Annotated in this window: 16 protein-coding genes; 8 read left to right on the top strand and 8 right to left on the bottom strand. The window is 69.2% G+C overall.

The window, feature by feature from the left end:
• From topA to D9599_RS13100, 7 genes are all read right to left on the bottom strand, one after another.
• Window positions 1-2,742 (bottom strand): type I DNA topoisomerase, encoded by a 2,742-nt coding sequence (topA, locus tag D9599_RS13130; protein ID WP_198381687.1) that lies wholly within the window; start codon window positions 2,740-2,742, stop codon window positions 1-3.
• 23 nt (window positions 2,743-2,765) lie between these two features.
• Complete coding sequence (gene dprA, locus D9599_RS13125; protein WP_198381686.1) at window positions 2,766-3,887, bottom strand: DNA-processing protein DprA; 1,122 nt, start codon at window positions 3,885-3,887, stop codon at window positions 2,766-2,768.
• Between the two features lie 23 nt (window positions 3,888-3,910).
• On the bottom strand, window positions 3,911-4,528 hold the full coding sequence (gene plsY, locus D9599_RS13120) for a glycerol-3-phosphate 1-O-acyltransferase PlsY (RefSeq protein ID WP_232480465.1): 618 nt from the start codon (window positions 4,526-4,528) through the stop codon (window positions 3,911-3,913).
• Complete coding sequence (locus D9599_RS13115) at window positions 4,525-5,805, bottom strand: dihydroorotase family protein (protein ID WP_198381685.1); 1,281 nt, start codon at window positions 5,803-5,805, stop codon at window positions 4,525-4,527. Before D9599_RS13115 ends, plsY begins: the two co-directional genes overlap by 4 nt.
• On the bottom strand, window positions 5,802-6,743 hold the full coding sequence (locus D9599_RS13110; RefSeq protein ID WP_198381684.1) for an aspartate carbamoyltransferase catalytic subunit: 942 nt from the start codon (window positions 6,741-6,743) through the stop codon (window positions 5,802-5,804). Before D9599_RS13110 ends, D9599_RS13115 begins: the two co-directional genes overlap by 4 nt.
• A 199-nt stretch (window positions 6,744-6,942) precedes the next feature.
• Window positions 6,943-7,914 (bottom strand): tripartite tricarboxylate transporter substrate binding protein, encoded by a 972-nt coding sequence (locus tag D9599_RS13105; RefSeq protein ID WP_198381683.1) that lies wholly within the window; start codon window positions 7,912-7,914, stop codon window positions 6,943-6,945.
• Between the two features lie 223 nt (window positions 7,915-8,137).
• Window positions 8,138-9,052, bottom strand: a complete 915-nt coding sequence (locus D9599_RS13100) for a LysR family transcriptional regulator (protein ID WP_198381682.1) — start codon at window positions 9,050-9,052, stop codon at window positions 8,138-8,140.
• A 126-nt stretch (window positions 9,053-9,178) separates the two neighbouring features.
• On the opposite strand from D9599_RS13100, the gene D9599_RS13095 reads away from it, so the two are divergent.
• Genes D9599_RS13095 through D9599_RS13060 form a run of 8 tightly spaced genes read left to right on the top strand, consistent with a single transcriptional unit; the run spans window position 9,179 to window position 20,340 of the window.
• The gene (locus D9599_RS13095) at window positions 9,179-10,585 is read left to right on the top strand and encodes a UbiD family decarboxylase (protein ID WP_232480464.1); all 1,407 of its coding nucleotides are present in this window, start codon (window positions 9,179-9,181) and stop codon (window positions 10,583-10,585) included.
• Window positions 10,582-12,309, top strand: a complete 1,728-nt coding sequence (locus D9599_RS13090) for a thiamine pyrophosphate-requiring protein (RefSeq protein ID WP_309228618.1) — start codon at window positions 10,582-10,584, stop codon at window positions 12,307-12,309. Before D9599_RS13095 ends, D9599_RS13090 begins: the two co-directional genes overlap by 4 nt.
• Window positions 12,310-12,363: 54 nt before the next feature.
• Window positions 12,364-13,686: an MFS transporter gene (locus tag D9599_RS13085; RefSeq protein ID WP_198381681.1), complete on the top strand. Its 1,323-nt coding sequence runs from the start codon at window positions 12,364-12,366 to the stop codon at window positions 13,684-13,686.
• Window positions 13,683-16,676 (top strand): molybdopterin cofactor-binding domain-containing protein, encoded by a 2,994-nt coding sequence (locus D9599_RS13080; RefSeq protein WP_198381680.1) that lies wholly within the window; start codon window positions 13,683-13,685, stop codon window positions 16,674-16,676. The genes D9599_RS13085 and D9599_RS13080 overlap by 4 nt, the downstream gene beginning before the upstream one ends.
• Window positions 16,673-17,500: a xanthine dehydrogenase family protein subunit M gene (locus D9599_RS13075; protein WP_198381679.1), complete on the top strand. Its 828-nt coding sequence runs from the start codon at window positions 16,673-16,675 to the stop codon at window positions 17,498-17,500. The genes D9599_RS13080 and D9599_RS13075 overlap by 4 nt, the downstream gene beginning before the upstream one ends.
• On the top strand, window positions 17,488-17,997 hold the full coding sequence (locus D9599_RS13070; RefSeq protein WP_198381678.1) for a (2Fe-2S)-binding protein: 510 nt from the start codon (window positions 17,488-17,490) through the stop codon (window positions 17,995-17,997). Before D9599_RS13075 ends, D9599_RS13070 begins: the two co-directional genes overlap by 13 nt.
• Window positions 17,990-19,546: an AMP-binding protein gene (locus tag D9599_RS13065; RefSeq protein WP_198381677.1), complete on the top strand. Its 1,557-nt coding sequence runs from the start codon at window positions 17,990-17,992 to the stop codon at window positions 19,544-19,546. The genes D9599_RS13070 and D9599_RS13065 overlap by 8 nt, the downstream gene beginning before the upstream one ends.
• Window positions 19,543-20,340, top strand: coding sequence for an enoyl-CoA hydratase/isomerase family protein (locus tag D9599_RS13060; RefSeq protein WP_198381676.1), 798 nt, complete (start codon window positions 19,543-19,545; stop codon window positions 20,338-20,340). Before D9599_RS13065 ends, D9599_RS13060 begins: the two co-directional genes overlap by 4 nt.
• 5 nt (window positions 20,341-20,345) lie before the next feature.
• On the opposite strand, the gene D9599_RS13055 is transcribed toward D9599_RS13060, so the two are convergent.
• Entirely contained in the window at window positions 20,346-20,849 is a 504-nt protein-coding gene (locus tag D9599_RS13055) for a TIGR02444 family protein (RefSeq protein WP_198381675.1), read from the bottom strand.
• Window positions 20,850-20,856: the final 7 nt, after the last annotated feature.

The raw sequence follows: 20,856 nt of genomic DNA, 5'->3' as shown, positions 1-20,856 counted from the left end.
TCAGGCGCCGCCCTTGGCCGCAGCCTTCTTCGGCGCGGCCTTACCGGCAACCGGCTTCTTGGCCGTCCCCTTCATGGGCGCCTTCTTCGCGGCGGGCTTCGGCGCGGCCTTGGCTGGAGCCTTCGCGGCGGGGGCTGCCTCGGCCGCCGCCTCCTTGGGCTTGGCCGCCTTCTTCGCCGGGGCCTTGCGGCCGCCCGCGCCCTTCTTCGGGGGAAGGGGCTTGCCCTTCTCCGCGAGCAGGGCGACGGCCTGATCGAGGGTGAAGTCCTCCATCTGCACGCCGCGCGGCAGGGAGGCGACGGTGGTGCCATGCTGGGCATAGGGGCCGAAGCGGCCGCGTTTCACCTCCACCGGGGCGCTGTCCTTCGGGTGGTTGCCGAGAAGGATGCCGCGCGGCTTGGCGTTGGCCAGCAGCTCCATCGCGCGGTTCATGCCGAGCGAGAGGATGTCGTCGTCCGCCTGCACGCTCTGCGAGAGGGCGCCCATCTTCAGATAGGGGCCGAAGCGGCCGAGATTGGCGGTGATCTCCTCGCCCGTTTCCGGGTGCAGGCCGATGATACGGGGCATGTTCAGGAGGGTGATGGCGCGGTCGAGCGTCAGCGTCTCCGGGTCCATGCCGCGGGGGAGGGAAGCGCGCCTTGGTTTCGTCGGCTTGCCCTTGGCGTCGGTGCCGGGCTCGCCGAGTTGGACGTAGAGGCCGTAAGGGCCGCGGCGCAGCGAAATCTCCTGGCCCGAATCGGGGTCGGTGCCAATGGCGCGCGGGCCCTCGTTGCCGCTGTCCTCGCTGTCGCCGGTGGGGACGACGAGGGGGCGGGTGTATCGGCATTCCGGATAGTTCGAGCAGCCGATGAAGGCGCCGGTGCGGCCAAGGCGCAAGCCCAGGCGGCCGCCCATCCGGTGCTCGTTGATGCAGTTCGGGCAGGCGCGGGGGTCGGTGCCGCCCTCCTTGGCCGGGAAGAAATGGGGGCCGAGATCCTCGTCCAGCGCGTCGATGACGTCGCTGATCTTGAGATCCTTCGTGGCGTCCACGGCGGCGCGGAACTGGTCCCAGAAGTCGCGCATGACCTGGCGCCAGTCGGCGCGGCCGCCGGAGATGTCGTCGAGCTTCTCCTCCAGCGCCGCCGTGAAGTTCGTGTCGACGTAGCGCTCGAAGAAGGAGACGAGGAAGGCGGTGACGAGGCGGCCGCGGTCCTCGGGCACGAAACGGCGCTGGTCGAGGCGGACGTACTCGCGGTCCTGCAGGGTCTGCAGGATGGAGGCGTAGGTGGAGGGGCGGCCGATGCCGAGCTCCTCCATCTTCTTCACCAGCGACGCCTCGGAGTAGCGGGGCGGGGGTTGGGTGAAGTGCTGTGAAGCAGTGACAGTGTCACGCTTCGGCTCCTCGCCCTGGGCAATGGGGGGAAGGGTGCGGTTCTCGTCATCGGCGGCCTGCTTGGGGTCGTCGATGTCCTCGCGGTAGAGCTTGAGGTAGCCGTCGAAGGCGATGACCTGGCCGGTGGCGCGCAGGCGTGCCTTGCCGGCCTTGTCGTCGATGTCGACCGCCGTCTGGTCCATCTCGGCCGACTGCATCTGGGAGGCGACGGCGCGCTTCCAGACGAGGTCGTAGAGGCGGCGCTGCTCGGGGTTCAGATAGCGCGCGACGTCCCCTGGCGTGCGCCGCACGTCGGTTGGGCGGATGGCCTCGTGAGCCTCCTGGGCGTTCTTCGCCTTCGTCGCGTATTCCCGGGCGGCGGAGGGCAGGTAGGGGTCGCCGAAGGCGGACTTCACGTGCTCGCGGATCTCGCCGATGGCCTCGCGCGACATCTGCACGCCGTCGGTTCGCATATAGGTAATGAGGCCGACGGTCTCGCCGCCGATATCCACGCCCTCATAGAGCTGCTGGGCGAGGCGCATGGTCGCCTGGGCGCCGAAGCCGAGCTTGCGGCTGCTCTCCTGCTGGAGGGTAGAGGTGGTGAAGGGCGGCGGCGGGTTGCGGCGAGTGCGCTTCTTCTCGACGGCCGAGACGGTGAAGCTACCGGCCTCGACAGTCCCCTTCGCGCGGGTGGCCGTCGCTTCGTCCGGAAGGTCGAACTGGTCGAGGCGCTTGCCGTCGAGGTGAGTCAGGCGGGCGGTGAAAGGGGCGCCGGTCGGGGTGCGGAAGGCGGCCTCGATCGACCAGTACTCGCGCGGCTTGAAGACCTCGATCTCCGCCTCTCGGTCGGTGATGAGGCGGAGCGCGACCGACTGAACGCGGCCGGCGGAGCGGCTGCCCGGCAGCTTGCGCCAGAGGACGGGGGAGAGGGTGAAGCCGACGAGGTAGTCGAGCGCGCGGCGGGCGAGATAGGCGTCGATGAGCGGGACGTCGAGGTCGCGCGGGTGCTCGATCGCGTGCTGGATGGCGCGCTTGGTAATCTCGTTGAAGGTGATGCGGTGGACCTCGATGCCCTTCAGGGCGCGGCGGCCCTCGAGCATCTGGCGCACGTGCCAGGAGATGGCCTCGCCCTCCCGGTCGGGGTCGGTGGCGAGATAGAGGCGCTTGGAGTGGCCGGCCTTCAGGGCCTGGGCGATCTCGCGGACCTGCTTCTCGCCCCGCTCTTCCGAGGACCAGTCCATCGCGAAGTCCTCCTCCGGACGGACGGAGCCGTCCTTGGGAGGGAGGTCGCGGACATGGCCGAAGGAGGCCAGGACGGTGTAGCCGTCGCCCAGGTACTTGTTGATGGTCTTCGCCTTGGCGGGCGATTCGACGACGACGACATCGGTCATTGGGCGTCAGTCATTTGGGGCGCTCAGGCCTCCGGTTCATCTGCGCGCTGAATGCCGGAACGCACGACGCGGTTTCCGGGAAGCGCTTCGATCAGGCCCTCCAGCTCCAGTTCGAGAAGCGCGGCGCGGGCGGTTGACGCGGTTAGGTGGCAGCGGCGAAGCACCTCGTCAACCGTGACGGGTGTTTGGCCGATCAGCGAGAGGAGGTCGGAGGGAGCGCCTTCCTCGCGTGGCGCGGGCACACGCGAGGGGGCGCGCGGCGCCTGCCGGCCGCTGGGCGGGGTGAAGACCGGCACCGCCTCGGCGGTCGCGGGCAGGGTCTCCAGGATGTCGGCGGCCGTCTCGCAGAAGTGGGCGCCCTGGCGGAGAAGGTCGTTCGAGCCGCGGCAGCGGGGATCGAGCGGAGAGCCGGGGACGGCGTAGATCTCCCGCCCCGCCTCCGCGCCCATCCGGGCGGTGATCAGCGTGCCGGAGCGCGGCGCGGCCTCCACCACCACGACGCCGAGCGAAAGGCCCGCGACGATCCGGTTGCGCCGGGGGAAATGGCGGGCGAGCGGGGCGGTGCCCAGCGGGGCCTCGGCGAGGAGGAGGCCGCCCTCGGCGATGCGGTCCTGCAGGTCACGGTTCTCAGGCGGGTAGGCGATGTCGAGCCCGCCAGCGACGGCGGCGATGGTGCGGCGATAGCGGAGCGCGCCCTCGTGCGCGGTGGCGTCGATGCCGCGGGCAAGGCCCGAAGTGACGGTGACGCCGGCCTCCGCGAGCGCCTCCGCTATGTCCTCCGCGATGCGCCGCCCGGCGGCCGAGGCGTTGCGGGCACCGACGAGCGCGACCTGCCGGGTGGGGAGGAGGGCGAGGTTGCCGAGGGCGGCGAGGACCGGCGGGGCGTCCTCCAACTGCGCGAGGAGGGGCGGGTAGGCCGGGGTGCCCAGGTGCAGCCAGGCGCCGCCGAGTTCGAGGACGGCGTCGTACTCGCGCTCGACCGCGCCAAGGCTGGGAGGAGCGAAGCGGCGAGAGGGATCGGCAGCAAGGGCGCGCAGGGCGGCGACAGGGCTGCCGTGCTGGACCAGCAGGCGGCGGAAGTTCTGCGGGCCGATCCCCTCGGTGCGGGCAAGGCGCAGGCGGGCGAGGGACTCGGCCGGGGTCATGGACGGGGCGTCACTTCCGGGGGTCACTTCCCCTGGCCGATCCGGGGCTCCATGCCGGCGATCAGGCGGCGGATATTCGCGTGGTGGCGCGCATAGACATAGGCGGTGATGAGGGCCACCGGCCAGAAGAGGGCCCAGCCGCCCCAGAAGGCCGCGACGACCACTGCGACCGCGAGGCCGGTGAGGGCACTGGCGGAGGAGATCTTCACGAGCTTCGCCATGGCGAGCCAGGTGAGGGCTGCGGCGAGGAAAACGGGCCAGGCAAGGCCGAGGAAGACGCCGAGGGCCGTGGCAACCCCCTTGCCGCCGCGGAAGCGGAGCCAGGGCGGATGACAGTGGCCGAGCACGGCCCCGACGGCCGCGAGGCCGGCCGCACCTGGGCCAATGGCCGCGGCGACGATCCAGACGGCGGCGGCGCCCTTGAGGAAATCGAGTGCAAGGGTGGCGGCGGCAAGTTTCTTGTTGCCCGTGCGGAGAACGTTCGTGGCGCCGATGTTACCGGAGCCGATGGCGCGGATATCACCGAGCCCCGCCGCACGGGTGAGGATCAGACCGAAGGGGATGGAGCCAAGGAGAAAGCCCGCGACGAAAGCGGCGGCGAGCATGGCCATGCTGATGGTGGCGGCTGTGTAGGGGGTCATCCGTGGACGCGCGCTCCCGCCTTCCAGGTGCCGAGGACACGGCCTTCCAGGGCGCGGCCGTCGAAGGGGGAGTTCTGGGCTTTGCCCGGCAAGCGACCGGCCTCGACCTTCCAGGCTCGGTCGAGGTCGATGAGGACGAGGTCCGCCGGGGCGCCCGGGGCGAGGCGGCCGGATTCGAGGTCGAGGAGCTTCGCGGGGGCGGCGGTCAGGAGTTCGAGGGAGCGCATCAGCGGCAGGTCGCCGGCGTGGTGGCGGGCGAGGGTGACGCCGAGAAGGGTGGCCAGCCCCGCGCCGCCAGGCTCGGCCTGGGCGAAGGGCACGCGCTTGTCGTCGGCGTCGCGCGGCTGGTGGTCGGAGGCGATGGCGTCGATCGTGCCGTCGGCCAGAGCCGCGACGACGGCGCGGCGATCCTCCTCGCGGCGAAGCGGCGGGGAGAGCTTTGCATAGGTGCGGAAGTCGCCGATCGCCGTCTCGTTGAGGTCGAAATAGGGGGGCGCCGTGTCGCAGGTGACGCGCAGGCCCTCCTCCTTTGCGGCCCGGATGAGGTCCAGCGCCGCCGCGGTTGAAACATGAGCGAAGTGGACATGGCCGCGGGTGAGGCGAGCGAGGGCGATGTCGCGGGCGACCATCATGGCCTCGGCGGCGGCTGGGGCGGAGGGAAGGCCCATGCGGGTCGCCATCTCGCCCTCGGTGGCGGCGGCGTTACGGGAGAGGGAGGGCTCCTCCGGGTGCTGGACGATGAAGCTGCCGAAGGCGCGGGCGTAGGAAAGGGCGAGGCGCATGGTGCGGGCGCTCTCGATGGCCCGCGCGCCGTCCGTAAAGGCAATGGCGCCAGCCTCGCTCAGCAGGCCGAACTCGGTGAGCTCCGTGCCCAGGCAGCCGCGCGTGGCGGCGCCGTACGGGAGGATGGTGAGGCTGCCGGTGGACTCGCCGCGGCGGAGGATGAAGCCCACCAGGGCGGGGTCGTCGAGCGCAGGGGTGCTGTCTGGCAGGGCACAGAGGGTGGTGATGCCGCCGGCCGCCGCCGCTTCCGCCGCACTCTCGATGGTCTCGCGGTGCTCGTGGCCGGGCTCCCCAAGGGAGGCACGGATGTCGATGAGGCCGGGAGCGAGGATGGCGCCGCCGCAGTCGATGACCTCGGCGCCCTCGGGAGCGCCGGTTCCATCGAGGGAGACGATGCGGCCGCCCTCGACCAGCAGGCTGCCGGCGGCGTCGCGGCCCGTGGCGGGGCAGAGGAGGCGGGCGTTGCGGAAAACCGTGCTGGTGCCGGGGCTCATCGGGCGTTCCGCCGCTGGTTCTGGGAGAGGATATCGAGCACGGCCATGCGGACGGCGACGCCCATCTCCACCTGCTCCCCGATCACGCTGCGGGCGGGGTCGTCGGCGATGGCGCTGTCGATCTCCACGCCGCGGTTCATCGGGCCTGGATGCATGACAATGGCGTCCGGCTTCGCGAGGCGGAGCTTCGCAGCGTCCAGCCCGTAGAAGCGGAAGAACTCGCGCGCGGAGGGGACGAGGCCGCCCTGCATGCGCTCTTTCTGGAGCCGCAGCATCATGACGACGTCCGCGTCCTTCAGGCCGGCGCGCATGTCGTGGAATACCTCGACGCCCAGCGACTCCGCCTCCGCCGGGATGAGGGTGGGCGGCCCGACGATGCGGACGCGGCAGTTCATGGCCAGCAGGAGGTGGATGTTGCTCCGGGCGACGCGGCTGTGGAGCACGTCGCCGCAGATGGCGACGGTCAGGTTCTCCAACCTTCCCTTGCGGCGGCGGATGGTGAGGGCATCCAGCAGGGCCTGGGTCGGGTGCTCGTGCGTGCCATCGCCCGCGTTGATGACGCCGGCATCGACCTTCTGGGAGAGGAGAGCGGGGGCACCGGACTGGGAGTGCCGGATGACCAGCAGGTCCGTCTGCATTGCATTCAGCGTGGCGGCGGTGTCGAGAAGCGTCTCGCCCTTGTTCACGCTGCTCGTGCTGACAGACATGTTGATGACATCAGCGCCAAGGCGCTTGCCGGCTAGTTCAAAGCTTGTTCGGGTGCGGGTGCTATCCTCGAAGAAGAGATTAATGAGGGTGCGGCCGCGCAGCAGGTCCCGCTGGGCTTTCCCGCCGCGGTTCAGCAGGGCGTAGGACTCGGCGAGGTCCAGCAGCTCCGCGATATAGGGCGGCTCCAGCCCTTGCAGCGCGAGGAGGTGCCGGTGCGGGTAGAGGGGCATGGGGCCTCTGGGCTGCGGGGGCCGGTCCTTCGGCGGGCGGCGCGGGACCTCCGAGGCTGTTTAGGGGAGGGCGCGGTGGTGGGGAAGATGCCGCCGGCAGGGCCAGGAGCAGGGCCGCCCCCGGCATGGCCCTCTGGTCATGCCCCGGGGAAGGTGAAGGACCGCTCGTTCCGGCCAGGGCCGAAGCTGGTGGCGGCCTTCAGGTCGCGCGGATGCCCGAACTGCGGATCAACTCGCCCCAGAAGCCGATATCCTCGCGGATCCTGTCCCGGATGGCTTCCTGCGTGCCGATGAGGTTCTCAATTCCTGCCTCGGTGAAGCGGCGGTCGAGATCGGGGTCCTTGGCCACCTGGAGCAGGGCACGGCTCCAGGCCCGCTGCACCTCTTGCGGCAGGCCGACAGGTCCGGCCAAGCCGAACCAGTTGGTGAAGGTGAAGCCCGGCAGCGTCGCGGACATCAGCGGCACATCCGGGAAGAGGGGGCTGACGCGGGCGGAGCCGAAGGCGAGGGGGCGGAGCGTGCCGTCGCGCATGTAGCCGATCAACTCCGGCAGGTTGCCGAACATCATGTCGCAGCGGCCGCCGATGATGTCGAGGATCGCGGCCGGGCCGCCCCGGTAGGGCACGTGCACCATCTCCACCCCGGCGAGCTTCATGAAAAGCTCCCCCGCCAGGTGGTGCGTGGTGCCGAGGCCGGCTGAGCCGAAGGTGAGCTCGTTCCTGCGGCGCTTCGCCAGGTCGATCAGCTCGGCGACGCTGCGCACCGGGCTGCGGGCGGAGACAACGAGGGTGTTGTACACGCCGGCCACGTTCGACAGCGGCAGCAGGTCGCGGTTGGTGTCGATCGGCATGATCTGGCCGGGAAGCTGCGGCATGATCGCGTGCATGGCGAGCGAGTTCTGGAAAACGGTGTAGCCGTCGGGCGGCGACTTTGCCGTCGCGTCGGCGGCGATGAGGCCGGACGCGCCGGAGCGGTTCTCGACCACGACGTTCGTGCCGAAGACGGCGCTCAGGCGCTCAGCCACGATGCGGCAGATAATGTCGGTCGTGCCGCCCGGCAGGTAGCCGCACATGAGGCGGACGGGGCGGCTCGGGAAGGCTTCCTGTGCCCAGGCCCGACCAATCAGCGGCGCCGCCAGGAGACCGGCGGAAAGGGTGCGACGATGAAGCATTCCTGCGGCCTTCCTGCCTGCGGCGCGTGGGCGCCGATGTCGGGGGCGGAAGACCTGGCGCGAGCGAGACGGCGTGCCGGTGGCCGCTCCTCCCTCGTGTTGCCGGACGTCTCCTGCTCCCTGGCACGAGCGGGTCGTGCCTTTGACATGAAGGCTATGGGCCAGGCCCCATCACTTCAAATCGTTCCGCATGATCGAAGCCATCATGCGGCGCGATGCCCTTTCATGTGCTCCGCCGCAGCAGGTCCTCCGACTTGCGGCGCAGTTCCTCGCCCAGGATCTCGGCGAAGCAGTGGCCGGCGAGGCTCAGGGGGCGGCGGCCACCATGGGCGCAGACGAGGCGGCGCTGTAAGCCGCTGGCTGCCACCCTGACCGCGCGGAGGCGGCCTGTGCCGAGGAGGTCCCCAAGGGCGGTCGGGGGCAGGATGGTAAACCAGCTGGGGTCTTCGACCAGGCGGCCAATCGCGGGCATCGCGTCCATCTCCAGCGCGACATTGAGGGAGAGCTTCTCCCGCTCTGTCATGCGGTCGATGCTCAGACGCAGGCCGTGGCGCTTGGTGGGCAGCACAAGGCGGCGGCCCTCAAGTTGCTGCGGCAGGGCAGGGCCCGCCGGCAGATCGGCGCCCGCCGCGCCGATGAGGAGGAAGGGCTCCTCGAGCAGCGGCAAGGTCTTCAGTTCTGGATCGTCCACGACGTCATTGATCACCGCAAAGTCGAGCAGCTGCGCTCTTACCCAGTCGTAGAGAAGGCTGCTGTAGCCTTCAAAGACCGTGAGCTCCACGGAGGGGAAGCGTGCGACGAAGGCCGAGACGGAGGGAGCGAGGGCGCTGTTGGCGACGGTGGCTACGAAGCCGGTCGTCAGCCGTCCGCTGGTGCTGTCGCTGCGCTGCTCGAAGCTTCGTTGGGCTTCCCGGAAGCTTGCCAGCACCGGCGAGAAGACCTCGTAGGCGCGATGGCCGGCAAGGGTCGCGCGCATGCCCTGAGGGCTTCGCTCGAAGAGCTGCTCGCCGAGATCGGCTTCCATCCGCGCGATGCGGGCGCTCAGCGCGGGCTGGACGATGTGCAGGCGCCGCGCGGCCCGTGTGACGGAGCCCTCCTCGTAGAGGCGCAGAAAACATTCGATTTGGCGCAGGTCCACCGGGCGCGTTCCTTCGTGATCGCGTCTGGCGATGGGGTTATCATTAATCTGTATTTTTCCGCTATGGGGGCGGCGGGTAGCGTTCCCGTCGGGGCTCGCGTGAGACGAGAACCGGGAGGGAAACTCATGCCGATGGCGCCGAACGCCGCCGAAACTGCCGCTGCGCCCTGCCGGACCCTGCGCGCCTGGCTCGACCGGCTGGCGGCTACGGATCGGCTGGCCGTGGCCCGGCCGGGAATAGCCCTCGAATACGAGCTGGCGGCGGTGGCGAACCGGCTGGACGGGCGCAAGGCGAGTCTCTTCCCGCGCCCTGGTGGCCACCCGGTGCGCGTCGTTTCCGGCCTTACCTCCGATCGTGATTGGATGGCGGAAGCGATGGGCGTGCCGCCATCGGGGCTGCTGCCGCGCTTCCAGCACGCTGCGGCCAATCCCATCCCCTGCGAGGAGGTGGCGGAGGCGCCGGTTCAGGAAGTCGTGCACACAGAGGTGGATCTGCGGCGCATCCTGCCGCTGCCGACGCATAACGAGCACGACAGCGGGCCCTATATCACCGCGGGGCTGCTCATCTCCCGTAATCCGCGCAACGGCATCCAGAACGTCTCGATCCACCGCCTGCAGCTCAACGCGCCGGATCGGCTGGGCGTGCTGCTGCTGCCACGGCACACCATGTCTTACCTCCAGATGGCCGAGGAGGCAGGAACGGACCTCGAGGTCGCGGTGGTAGTCGGGGTCGACCCGATGAGCCTGCTCGCTTCGCAGGCGATCGCACCGATCGACACCGACGAGCTGGAGATCGCGGGCGCCCTGCACGGCGCGCCACTGCCGGTGGTCCGCTGCCGCACCAACGGGGTTCGCGTGCCGGCCGAGGCGGAGATCGTGATCGAGGGGCGCGTCTTGCGCGAGGTTCGCGAGGAAGAGGGGCCTTTCGGCGAGTTCCCGCAATATTACGGGGAGCGCGCCCCGCGCCACGTGATCCAGGTGGACGCGGTGACGCACCGGAAGGCGCCAATCTTCCACACCATCGTCGGCGGTGGGCTGGAGCACCTGCTGCTGGGCGGCATCCCGCGCGAGGCGACGCTGCTTTCCCATCTGAAGCGCTCCTTTCCCTCCGTGCGCGACGTGCATCTCTCGAAGGGCGGGGTCTGCCGGTATCATCTCTACGTGCAGATGGAGAAGCGTTCCGAGGGCGAGGCGAAGAACGTTATCCTCGGCGCCTTCGGCGGGCATTACGACATCAAGCAGGTGATCGTCGTGGATGCGGACGTGAACATCCACGACCCGCGCGAGGTGGAATGGGCCGTTGCGACGCGGTTCCAGGCGGACCGGGACCTCGTGGTGATCGGAGACTCCCAATGCTCGAAGCTGGATCCCTCCACGCGCGACGGGCTGGGGGCGAAGATGGGGCTGGACGCGACCATGCCACTGGACGCGCCGCCGATGCGGTTCAAGCGGATCGCGGTGCCGGGCGAGCGCGAGGTGGTGCTGGAGGATGTCCTGCAGGACGGAGTTTCCTGGCGAGAGGAGCTGGCGTGAGCGAGGGGCAGGACATGACCGTGGGTCAACCGGCGGGGGCGCCAGGCGGGCAAAGCGCGGCGGAGCTGTTCCTTCATCAGCTTGGCGCCTGTGGTGTGGATTACTTCTTCGCCAACGGCGGCACGGACTTCCCGCCCATCGCCGAGGCCTTCGCGCGCGCGGCGGAGAGCAACCGGCCCGTGCCCGTGCCGATGGTGGTGCCGCACGAGAACGCGGCGGTGGCCATGGCGCACGGCGTGTACATGGTGTCCGGGCGGCCGCAGGCGGTGATGGTGCATGTGAACGTCGGCACCGCCAACACGATCAACGCCCTGATGGATGCAGGGCGCGACGAGGTGCCGCTGCTCCTCTTCGCCGGCAAGACGCCTTATAGCGAAGGTGGCCGCCAGGGTGCTCGCACGCGCTACATTCACTGGGCGCAGGAGATGTTCGACCAGGCCGGCATGCTGCGCGAGGCCGTGAAGTGGGATGGCGAGCTGCGGCTGCCCGAGCAGGCCGGCGACCTTGTGGCGCGCGCCATGCAGGTGGCGATGTCCTCCCCGCGCGGCCCTGTCTACGCCACGCTGCCGCGCGACATCCTCGCCGCGGCGACGGAGGCGCCGCTGGTGGAAGGTCGGGAGCGCGTTGCGCCGGCCTCGCCCTATCCTGACCCGGCCTCGATCCGGCAGGCCGCGGAATGGATCGCGGCGGCCGAGCGTCCGCTGGTCGTGACCGCCTCAGCTGGCCGCACGCCCGAGGGTTTCACCGCATTAACGCGGCTCGCGGAGCGCTTCGCCCTGCCTGTGGTGGAGTTCCACCCGCGCTACGCCAACCTCCCTGGCGACCACCCCATGCATATGGGTTTCCTGCCGCGCCCGTTGCTGGACGAGGCGGACCTGGTGTTGGTGGTGGATTGCGACGTGCCGTGGATCCCGCACCAGGAGGCGCCGCCGGCAGCCTGCCGCGTGGTGCACCTGGCGGAAGACCCGGCCTTCCAGCGCTACCCCATGCGCTCCTTCCGCATGGATCTGGCTGTCACATCGGAGGTGGCATCCGGACTCGTGGCGCTCGAAGCCGCGCTCGATGCTGTCGGAGTGGACGTCGGCCAAATCGAGGTCCGCCGCTCAAGGCTGGCGGCACAATCCACGGCTCGGCGGAGCGTGGTGCGCGCCAAGGCCGTGCCGGGTTCCACGATCTCGCCGGAATACCTCAGCCGCTGCATCGGCGATGCGGTGGGCGAGGACGCGATCATCGTCAACGAGTATCCGCTGCGACAGGAGCATTGCCCACGGCAGAAAGCGGGCACCTTCTTCGGGCTCAGCCCGGCGGGCGGGCTCGGCTGGGGATTGGGCGCAGCCCTGGGCGCGAAGCTGGCCGCGCCGGAGCGGCTGGTGGTCGCGACCCTCGGGGACGGCGCCTACATCTTCGCCAATCCCACGGCCTGCCACTGGGTCGCGCAGGCGCACGGCTTGCCCGTGCTGGCAGTGGTGTTCAACAACGCGCTCTACGGCGCCGTGCGGAACTCCACCCTTGCCATGTACCGCGAAGGAGCTGCCGCGCGCGACGGTGGGCGGATCCTGGCGGAGCTCGGCCCAGCCCCAGCCTTCGAAGCGCTGGTCGGGGCGAGCGGCGGGCACGGCGAACGAGTCGAGCGCGCGGCGGATCTGCCGGCCGCGCTGGCTCGCGCCGTCGCGGCCGTGCGGGACGGGCGGCAGGCTCTGCTGAACGTAATTTGCAACTATTGAGGCGCGTGGCGGAAAGCACACGCGCGCCACGGGGCTCACAGGGAGAAGAGGGGCATGTCTGACGCTACCCTCGGGATCGGCGAGACGACAGTAAGCCGGCGCCAGACCATCTATGCCGTGCTTGCCTCGGTACTCGGCTGGTCGCTCGACCTGTTCGATCTATTCATCCTGCTCTACGTGGCGCCTGTGGTCGGGGCGCTGTTCTTCCCCTCCGATTACCCGACGCTTTCCCTCGCGGCCGTCTACGGTTCCTTTGCCGTGACCTTGCTGATGCGGCCGCTCGGCTCGGCGCTGTTCGGCTCCTACGCGGATAGCCATGGGCGGAAAGGCGCGATGGTCGTGGCGGTAACGGGCGTCGGGCTGGCAACGGCCGCCTTCGGGCTTTTGCCGACGGTGGCGCAGGTCGGGCTACTGGCGCCGGTGATGTTCCTCGTGCTGCGCTTAGTGCAGGGAATCTTCGTCGGTGGTGTGGTCGCTTCCACGCACACGATCGGGACGGAATCGGTGCCTGCGCGGTATCGCGGATTGATGTCGGGGTTGGTGGGCGGCGGCGGTGCGGCAATCGGCGCGCTGCTGGCCTCGGTAGTTTTCCTCATCACCTCCGCGGTCTTTCCCGACGAGGCCTTCGCGGGCTGGGGATGGCGAGTGATGTTCTTCTCCGGCATCATGAGTTCGTTGCTCGGGCTTTTCGTCTTTCGTAGCCTTGAGGAGTCGCCCTTCTACCAGCGCCTGGCGGCGGAGAAGGCGGCGCGGCCGAAGGCGGTCGCCTCGCCTCTGCGGATGGTCTTCGGAAGCGAGTACCGTAACGTCTTGCTGCTGAATCTCCTGATCACCACAGGAGGTGGCGCTGGCTATTACCTGACTTCGGGCTACCTGCCCTCCTTCCTGAAGCTGGTGAACAAGGTGCCGAACGCGCTCGCCTCGGAGGTTTTGATTGTGGCGAGCGTCGGGGCACTGATCGCGGCCCTCGTGGTGGGCTGGATGAGTGACGTGATCGGGCGCAAGCCAACCTTCATCATCGTCGGCCTTTGCGAGCTGGTGCTGCTGCCTCTTTGCTTCCTCGGCTTGGCGGCCGCGACCTCGTCTTCCACCATCTTTGCCTATGGCTTCGCGCTCGCCTTCCTCGGCAATGCGGGCTACGCACCCGTGCTCATTTTCCTCAACGAGCGCTTCCCGACAGAGCTGCGCGCGAGCGGCACCGGCCTTTCCTGGAACATCGGCTTCGCCATTGGAGGCATGATGCCCACCTTCGTCTCTCTGACCGCCGGTGGACCGGCGGGCATTCCAATGGCCCTTTCGGCCTTTGCGGTCGTGCTGTTCCTCCTCTACCTCGTGGGTGCGTTGGTGACCCCCGAGACGCGCGGGCGCTTCGAATGAACGCCGAAGCACCGTTGCAAGCGAATGGCGGAACGGCGCCCTGGACGGGGCGATCCCTGCCGCGGGTGGAGGATGCCGCGCTGCTCACGGGGCGCGGGCGCTATATTGACGATCTCGGCGCGCCGCCGGGCACGCTTCACGCTGCAATCCTGCGATCCCAACACGGCCACGCGCGGATTGAATCGATCGACGCCACCAGGGCCTTGGCACTCCCGGGCGTAGAGGCGGTGCTGACGCGCGACGATATCCAGGCGCTGACCACGAGCCTCGTCGTTGGCGTGAAGGCGCCGGTGGAATGTTGGCCAATTGCTACTGACCGCGTGCGCTACATGGGCGAGCCGGTGGCGGTGGTCGTGGCGCGCGACCGCTACCTGGCCGAGGACGCGATGGATCTCATCTCGGTCCGCTACGCGCCCCTGCCACCCGTGCTGGACCCGCGCGCGGCGCTCGCGCCGGATGCGCCCGTCTTGCACGAGGGGCTGAGGGGCAATCTCGCAAGCGACCGCAGCTTCCGCTATGGCGATCCGGAGGCCGCCTTCGCCGCGGCGCCGCATCGTGTCTCCGTCGTGATCGACTATCCGCGCAACGCCTGCACGCCGATCGAGACCTATGGCGTGGTGGCGGAATACGAGCCCGGAACCCAATCCTACGACATCCTCGCCAATTTCCAGGGTCCCTTCAGCATCCACGCCGTGATCGCCCGCGCGCTGAAAGTGCCGGGCAATCGCCTGCGCCTACGGACGCCCCGTGATTCCGGCGGTAGTTTCGGCGTCAAGCAGGGCGTCTTCCCCTATATGGTCCTGATGGCCGCGGCCTCGCGGATCACCGGGCGGCCGGTGAAGTGGATCGAGGACAGGTTGGAACACCTCGCCGCCTCCACCTGCGCCACCAACCGCGCGACGCAGCTGGACGCGGCGGTAGAGGCGGATGGGCGCATCACTGCCCTGGCCTGGGACCAGATCGAGGACTGCGGCGCGCATCTGCGGGCGCCGGAGCCCGCGACGCTCTACCGCATGCACGGCAACATGACCGGCGCCTATGCCGTGCGGAACGTGTCCATCCGCAACCGCGTGGTGCTGACGAACAAGACGCCGACGGGGCTCAACCGCGGCTTCGGAGGGCCGCAAGTCTACTTTGCTTTGGAACGGCTGGTGCAGCGAATTGCGCTGGAACTGGGACTAGACCCGCTCGAAGTGATCCGCCGCAACCTAGTGCCGGCCGATGCCTTCCCCTACCGCAGCGCGACCGGCGCGCTGTTGGACTCCGGCGACTACGGCGCCGCCATGGAGGCCGCCCTGCGCGACGGCGGGCATGAGGAGCTTTTGCGCCGCCGGGACTCCGCGCGTGCGGCGGGGCGGTTCTACGGCATCGGCTATGCCGCGGTGGTGGAACCCTCCGTTTCCAATATGGGATACATCAGCGCCGTCCTCACGCCGGCGGAGCGCAAGCGCGCAGGGCCGAAGAACGGCGCCCAGGCCACGGCCACCGTCTCGGCAGATCCGCTGGGTGCCATCAGCGTACAGGTCGCCTCCGTGCCGCAGGGCCAGGGCCACCGCACGGTGCTGGCGCAGGTTGTCGCCGACGTGCTGGGTCTGCGGCCGGAAGAGATCCGTGTGACGTCTGAGATGGATACGGCAAAGGACGCCTGGTCCATCGCGTCGGGGAACTATGCCAGCCGTTTCGCGCCGGCCGTCGCGGGAGCCGCGCATCTGGCCGCCACGCGGCTGCGCGACAAGCTCGCCCGCATCGCCGCCTCCGGGCTGAACCTGCTGCCAGAGGAGGTGGAGTTCGCTGGCGGGCGCGTGCGTGCACGGGGCAATCCCGACAACGCGCTGCCGTTCGCGCGCGTCGCCTCGGCGAGCCACTGGGCGCCCGGTACGCTGCCCCCGGAGATGGAGGGCGGCATCCGCGAAACGGTGTTCTGGACGCCGCCCGAACTCACCGCGCCGACAGAGGCGGATGAGGTGAACTCCTCCCTCTGCCATGGCTTTATCTTCGATATCTGTGCTGTCGAGATCGATCCGGCGACCGCCGGTATCCGCATTGACCGCTACGTGACCATGCACGACTGCGGCCGCGTGCTTCACCCCGGCATGGTTGCAGGACAGGTAACGGGAGGTTTTGCCCACGCCCTTGGGGCGGCGCTTTACGAGGAGCACGCCTATGCCCCGGACGGCTCCTTCCAGACCGGCACCTTCGCCGATTACCTTGTGCCGACCGCGACCGAGGTGCCGGACCTGCGCATCCTGCATCACGAGACGCCCTCGCCCTTCACGCCGCTCGGTGCGAAGGGGGTGGGGGAGGGCAACTGCATGTCCACGCCGGTCTGCATCGCCAATGCGGTGGCCGACGCACTGGGCCTCCCCAGCATTACCTTGCCGGTCACGCCCGCGCGGCTGGCGGAGCATGTATTCCCACCGGAGAGCGAGCCTCCCGCGAGGGTGCGTCCCACCACAAGGCCGACCGCCACAGGTCAGCGCGGCCTCTCGGGCGAGGGCGAGGCGGTGGTGGACGCGCCGCCGCAGGTGTTGTGGGACATCCTCTTCAATCCCGCGACATTGCAGGCAATCGTTCCCGGCGCCCACAGTGTGGAGCGGCTGACTGACAGCCATTTCCGTGCGGAGGTGACGCTGGGTGTCGGACCTGTGCGGGGCCGCTACGTCGTGGAGCTGGAACTGGCGGAGCCGGTGCCACCCCGTTCGGTCGTGCTCACCGGCTCGGCCGAGGGCGGGCTTGGCTCCGGCCAGGGCAGCGGCACGGTGACGCTGGAGCCGACACCGGAGGGCGGGACGATCATCCGCTACCACTACGACGCGGCGGTCGGTGGCAAGGTGGCGGCCGTCGGCGGCCGGCTGCTGGATGGCGCGGCGCGCGTGGTGATCGGGCAGTTCTTCACCGCGCTTGCAAACCACGCGAGCGGCGGTGGGGCAAAGCGTCTAGGCCTGCTCGCCTGGCTGCGGCGGCTGCTGCGGACCGGAGGGCGCGCATGAAGCCGGCGTCCTTCGACTACGTGCGTGCGGAGGATCGTAAGGAGGTCCTGGACGTGCTGCGCCGCGAGGGAACGGAGGCGCGCATCCTGGCGGGCGGTCAGTCGCTCATGCCCATGCTGGCCATGCGCCTTGCACGGCCCGGCGTGCTGGTGGACGTGATGGGGGTGCCGGAGTTCCGGATTCTGTCGGATGACGCGGCAGGGCTCACGATCGGCGCCGGCGTCCGCCAAGCGGCGCTGGGCGCGCTTCCGGACCTTGCCCAGCGCCATCCGATGCTAGCCGCCGCCTTGCCCTGGATCGGGCACGCGCAAACGCGGTCGCGCGGAACTGTCTGCGGCTCGGTCGCGCATGCGGACCCGAGCGCGGAAATTCCGCTGCTGCTGCTGGCGCTCGGTGGAGAGGTAAGGCTGCGCTCGCACCGCAGGGCGCGCAGCCTGCCGGCGGGCGAGTTCTTCACGGGGCTGATGAATACGGCCAAGGCCGAGAACGAGATGATTGACTCTGTCTTCATCCCTGCGGCGAAGCCCGGGGTCGGGCAGGCCTTCCGCGAGATCGGCCGGCGCCATGGGGACTACGCCATCGTCGCCTGCGCGGCGGTGGCGGACGGGGCGGTACTGCGTCTGGCCGTCGGTGGCGTCGCGGATCGGCCAATGATGCGCAGCCTGCCGCAGCCAGGGGATCCGACGCTGGAAGAGGCGCTGGACGCCTTCGCCTGGGACCTTGGCGCCCGCGACGACCTGCACGCCACCGCCCGTTATCGCCGGGAGCTGGTACGCCGCCTCGGGCGCGCCACGATCGAGGAGGCCGCGCGATGCCGCGCCTGAGCGCCGGTGCGAGGCACCGCGTCCGCTTTGCCCTCAATGGACGCGCGGTGGAGGCGGAGGTCGAGCCGCGGACGACGCTGCTCGACACGCTGCGCGGTCCGCTGGCGGCGACCGGCACCCATGCCGGTTGCGAGCACGGCGTCTGCGGCGCCTGCACCATCCAGGTCGATGGCAGCATGGCGCGCGCCTGCCTCATGCTGGCTGTGCAGGTTGAAGGAGCATCGATCCGCACGGTCGAAGGGCTCGCGCCGGCGCCCGATCGGCTGTCCGTGTTGCAGGAGGCCTTTCGTGAGCACCATGGACTGCAATGTGGCTTCTGCACCCCGGGCATCCTGATGACCCTGGATGCCTATCTGCGCGACCACCCCTCACCGGACGAGCGGGAACTGCGCGAGGTGCTCTCCGGCCATTTGTGCCGCTGCACCGGCTATGCCCCCATTCTGCGCGCCGCGCTGGCCGCGGCCGAACGCCTTCGGGAGGACGTCAGCCATGCTTGATCTCGGCACCAGCTTCCTGGCGGCCGTGGAACGCGATCCCGGCGCCGTGGCGATCGTGGATGCCGATCTGCGGTTGAGCTATGCCGAATGGTACCGGCGCATCTCCTCATTGTCGGCCGGGCTAGAGGCGCTTGGGCTTCGGAAAGGGGACCATCTCCTCACTTTGCTGCAGAACCGCTGGCAGGCGGCGACGCTGCACTGGGCCTGCCAGATGAACGGCATCATCATGACGCCGCTTAATTGGCGCGCGACTGCGGAGGACGTGACCTACTGCATTTCCGACGCCGAGATTCGTGCCGTGGTCTACGAGGAATCCTCCGCCGCGGCCATTGCAGGAGCGGAGGGGGTGGGCGGCTTGCCCCGCATCGTCCTCGGTGCGCCGGGCGCGGCGGAGATGGGCTTTGATGCCTTGTGCGCGAGCGGCGCGCCCGATGCCCTGCCGCGCGCCACAGCGGAAGACTGGTCCGTGATGCTCTACACCTCCGGCACCACGTCGCGGCCGAAGGGCGTGCCGCGCCGGCACCGGGCGGAGCGCGCTGGCGCGATCGCGCATGTCGCTCAGAACCTCTATCGCCGCGCCGAGCGGACGCTCGGCGTGATGCCGCTTTATCACACCATGGGCGTGCGCTCGCTTCTCGCGATGTCGCTGATCGGCGGAACCTTCGTTTGCCTTCCGCGCTTCGACGTCGCCGCGGCGCTGAAGCTCATCGAGGGGGAGCGGATCACCAATCTCTACCTCGTCCCAACTCTCTATCACGACATGCTCGCTCATCCGGGCTTCGCCGCCAGCGATGTTTCCTCGGTTCGCAAACTGGGATTTGCCGGCGCGTCGATGACGGACGGGCTGCTGAACAGGCTCGCCGAGGCCTTCCGGCCGGAGCTATTCGTCAACCATTACGGATCCTCGGAGGTCTATACCTGCACCATCGAGCAGGATGCCGTGCGCAAGCCGGGAAGCGCCGGGAAATCGGGGCTGAACCAGCGTATCCGGGTCGTGAAGCTCGGCAGTCCCGACACACCGGCCGCGCCCGGTGAGGAGGGGCAAATTGCCGCCGCGCTGGCTGGCGACGAAGCCTTCGAAGGTTATTGGCGGCGGCCGGACGCCGATGCGAAGTCGCTGCGCGATGGATGGTATCTAACAGGTGACACAGGATACTTCGACGCCGAGGGCGATCTCTTCGTTACGGGGCGGGTAGACGATATGATCATCACCGGCGGCGAGAATGTCTCGCCGGTGGAGATCGAGAGCTGCCTCTCTCTGCATCCCGCCGTGTCGGAGGTCGCGGTCGTCGGGTTGCCCGATGAGCGCTGGGGCAGGATCGTCGTCGCCTTCGTGCGGCTGAATGCAGAGGCGAGCCCGGACGAGCTGGACCGCCACTGCCGCGAGTCCGGCCTCGCCAACTTCAAGCGCCCGCGGCGCTTCGTCATCGTCGGGGAGCTGCCGCGCTCGCCCGTCGGGAAGCTGCTGCGCCGCAAGCTGGTGGAGGGTGACTACATTCCCGCCACCCCCTTTCCTGCAAAAAACCCGGCTGAGGAGCCGACTGCATGAGCGATACCACCGATTCCCGCCTGACCGGGTTGGACGGGTTCCATGTCGAGATCGATGCTGCCGCGGGGCGCGGCGACATCATTCTCGATCGGCCGCCCTATAATGTCATCGAAATGCCGCAGCGCGACCAGCTTCGCCGCGCCTTCGAGGCGCTGGACGAGAACGAGGCGGTGCGGGTGATCGTGTTGCGTTCGCTTGGCAAGCATTTCTCCTCCGGTGGATACATCAAGGGGTTCATGGATGCCTCGCCCGAGCATGTCTCGAAGCTTGCCTGGAACATTGCCGCGCCCGCGCGTTGCACGAAGCCGGTGATCGCCGCCAACCGCGGCTACTGCTTCGGGGTCGGCTTCGAGATCTCGCTCGCCTGCGACTTCCGCCTCGCCTCGGAGACGACGCAGTACGCGCTGCCGGAGCAGAAGCTGGGGCAGATCCCCGGCTCTGGTGGCTCTGCCAGGCTCCAGAAGATCGTCGGCATCACGCGGACGAAGGACATCGTTATGCGCTCCCGGCGTATTCCGGCGAAGCAGGCGCTGGACTGGGGAATCGCGACAGAGGTCGTCGCGGATAGCGAGTTGGAAAGGGCGACGGGCGCGCTGGTGAAGGAACTGGTGACCTTCTCCCCGCTCGCGCAGCGTACCGCCAAGAAGCTGCTGAACGATACCGAGGACGCGAGCCTGTCCATCGCCATCGAGCTGGAGGGCCATTGCTATAGTCGGCTTCGCACCTCTGAGGACTTTCGCGAGGGCGTCGCGGCCTTCCACGAGAAGCGCGACCCGAAATTTACCGGCCGGTGAGCAGGTCAGCTCTCCGGCCCGCGGGCCTCGGCGGCCTCGGCCAGCTGGTCCAGCGCCGCGGCGGCTTCGGGCGGGCTGCCGGTGAGCAGGGCGAGGTTGGCGCGCGCCAGCCCCGCCACCGCAGGTCGCGGCGGAAAGTGATGCTCTGCCCAGTGGAACAATTGGGCCTGCCTGATCCGCTCCGCCGCGAGCTCGGTCGCGAGAAGCTGGGCGTGGAACTCTCTGAACGAGGGATCATCGAGACCCCCCGCCTTCACCCTGCGGCGGACAGCACGGAGAGGCCTGATTACCGCTTCTTGCCAGGAGGCATCCGCTATCGCGTCTGGCAGCGGCATTTCCATCCGGACGCCGCGCATCGAGCCGAGCCAAGCTGCCAGCAGGAGCAAGTTTACGTCAGCGCCGTATCGGTCCTGGAGGTAAAGACAGGCCTCCGCAACGCCGGGTGCCGCGTAGACCGTGCAGGAAAAGCGCCATAAATCATTACTGATATTCAGTCCTTGCCCTGTCATCCTGGTG

The sequence above is a fragment of the Roseomonas sp. KE2513 genome, assembly GCF_016107305.1.
Lineage (GTDB): Bacteria > Pseudomonadota > Alphaproteobacteria > Acetobacterales > Acetobacteraceae > Roseomonas.
This window is presented reverse-complemented; position numbering and strand designations above follow the sequence as displayed.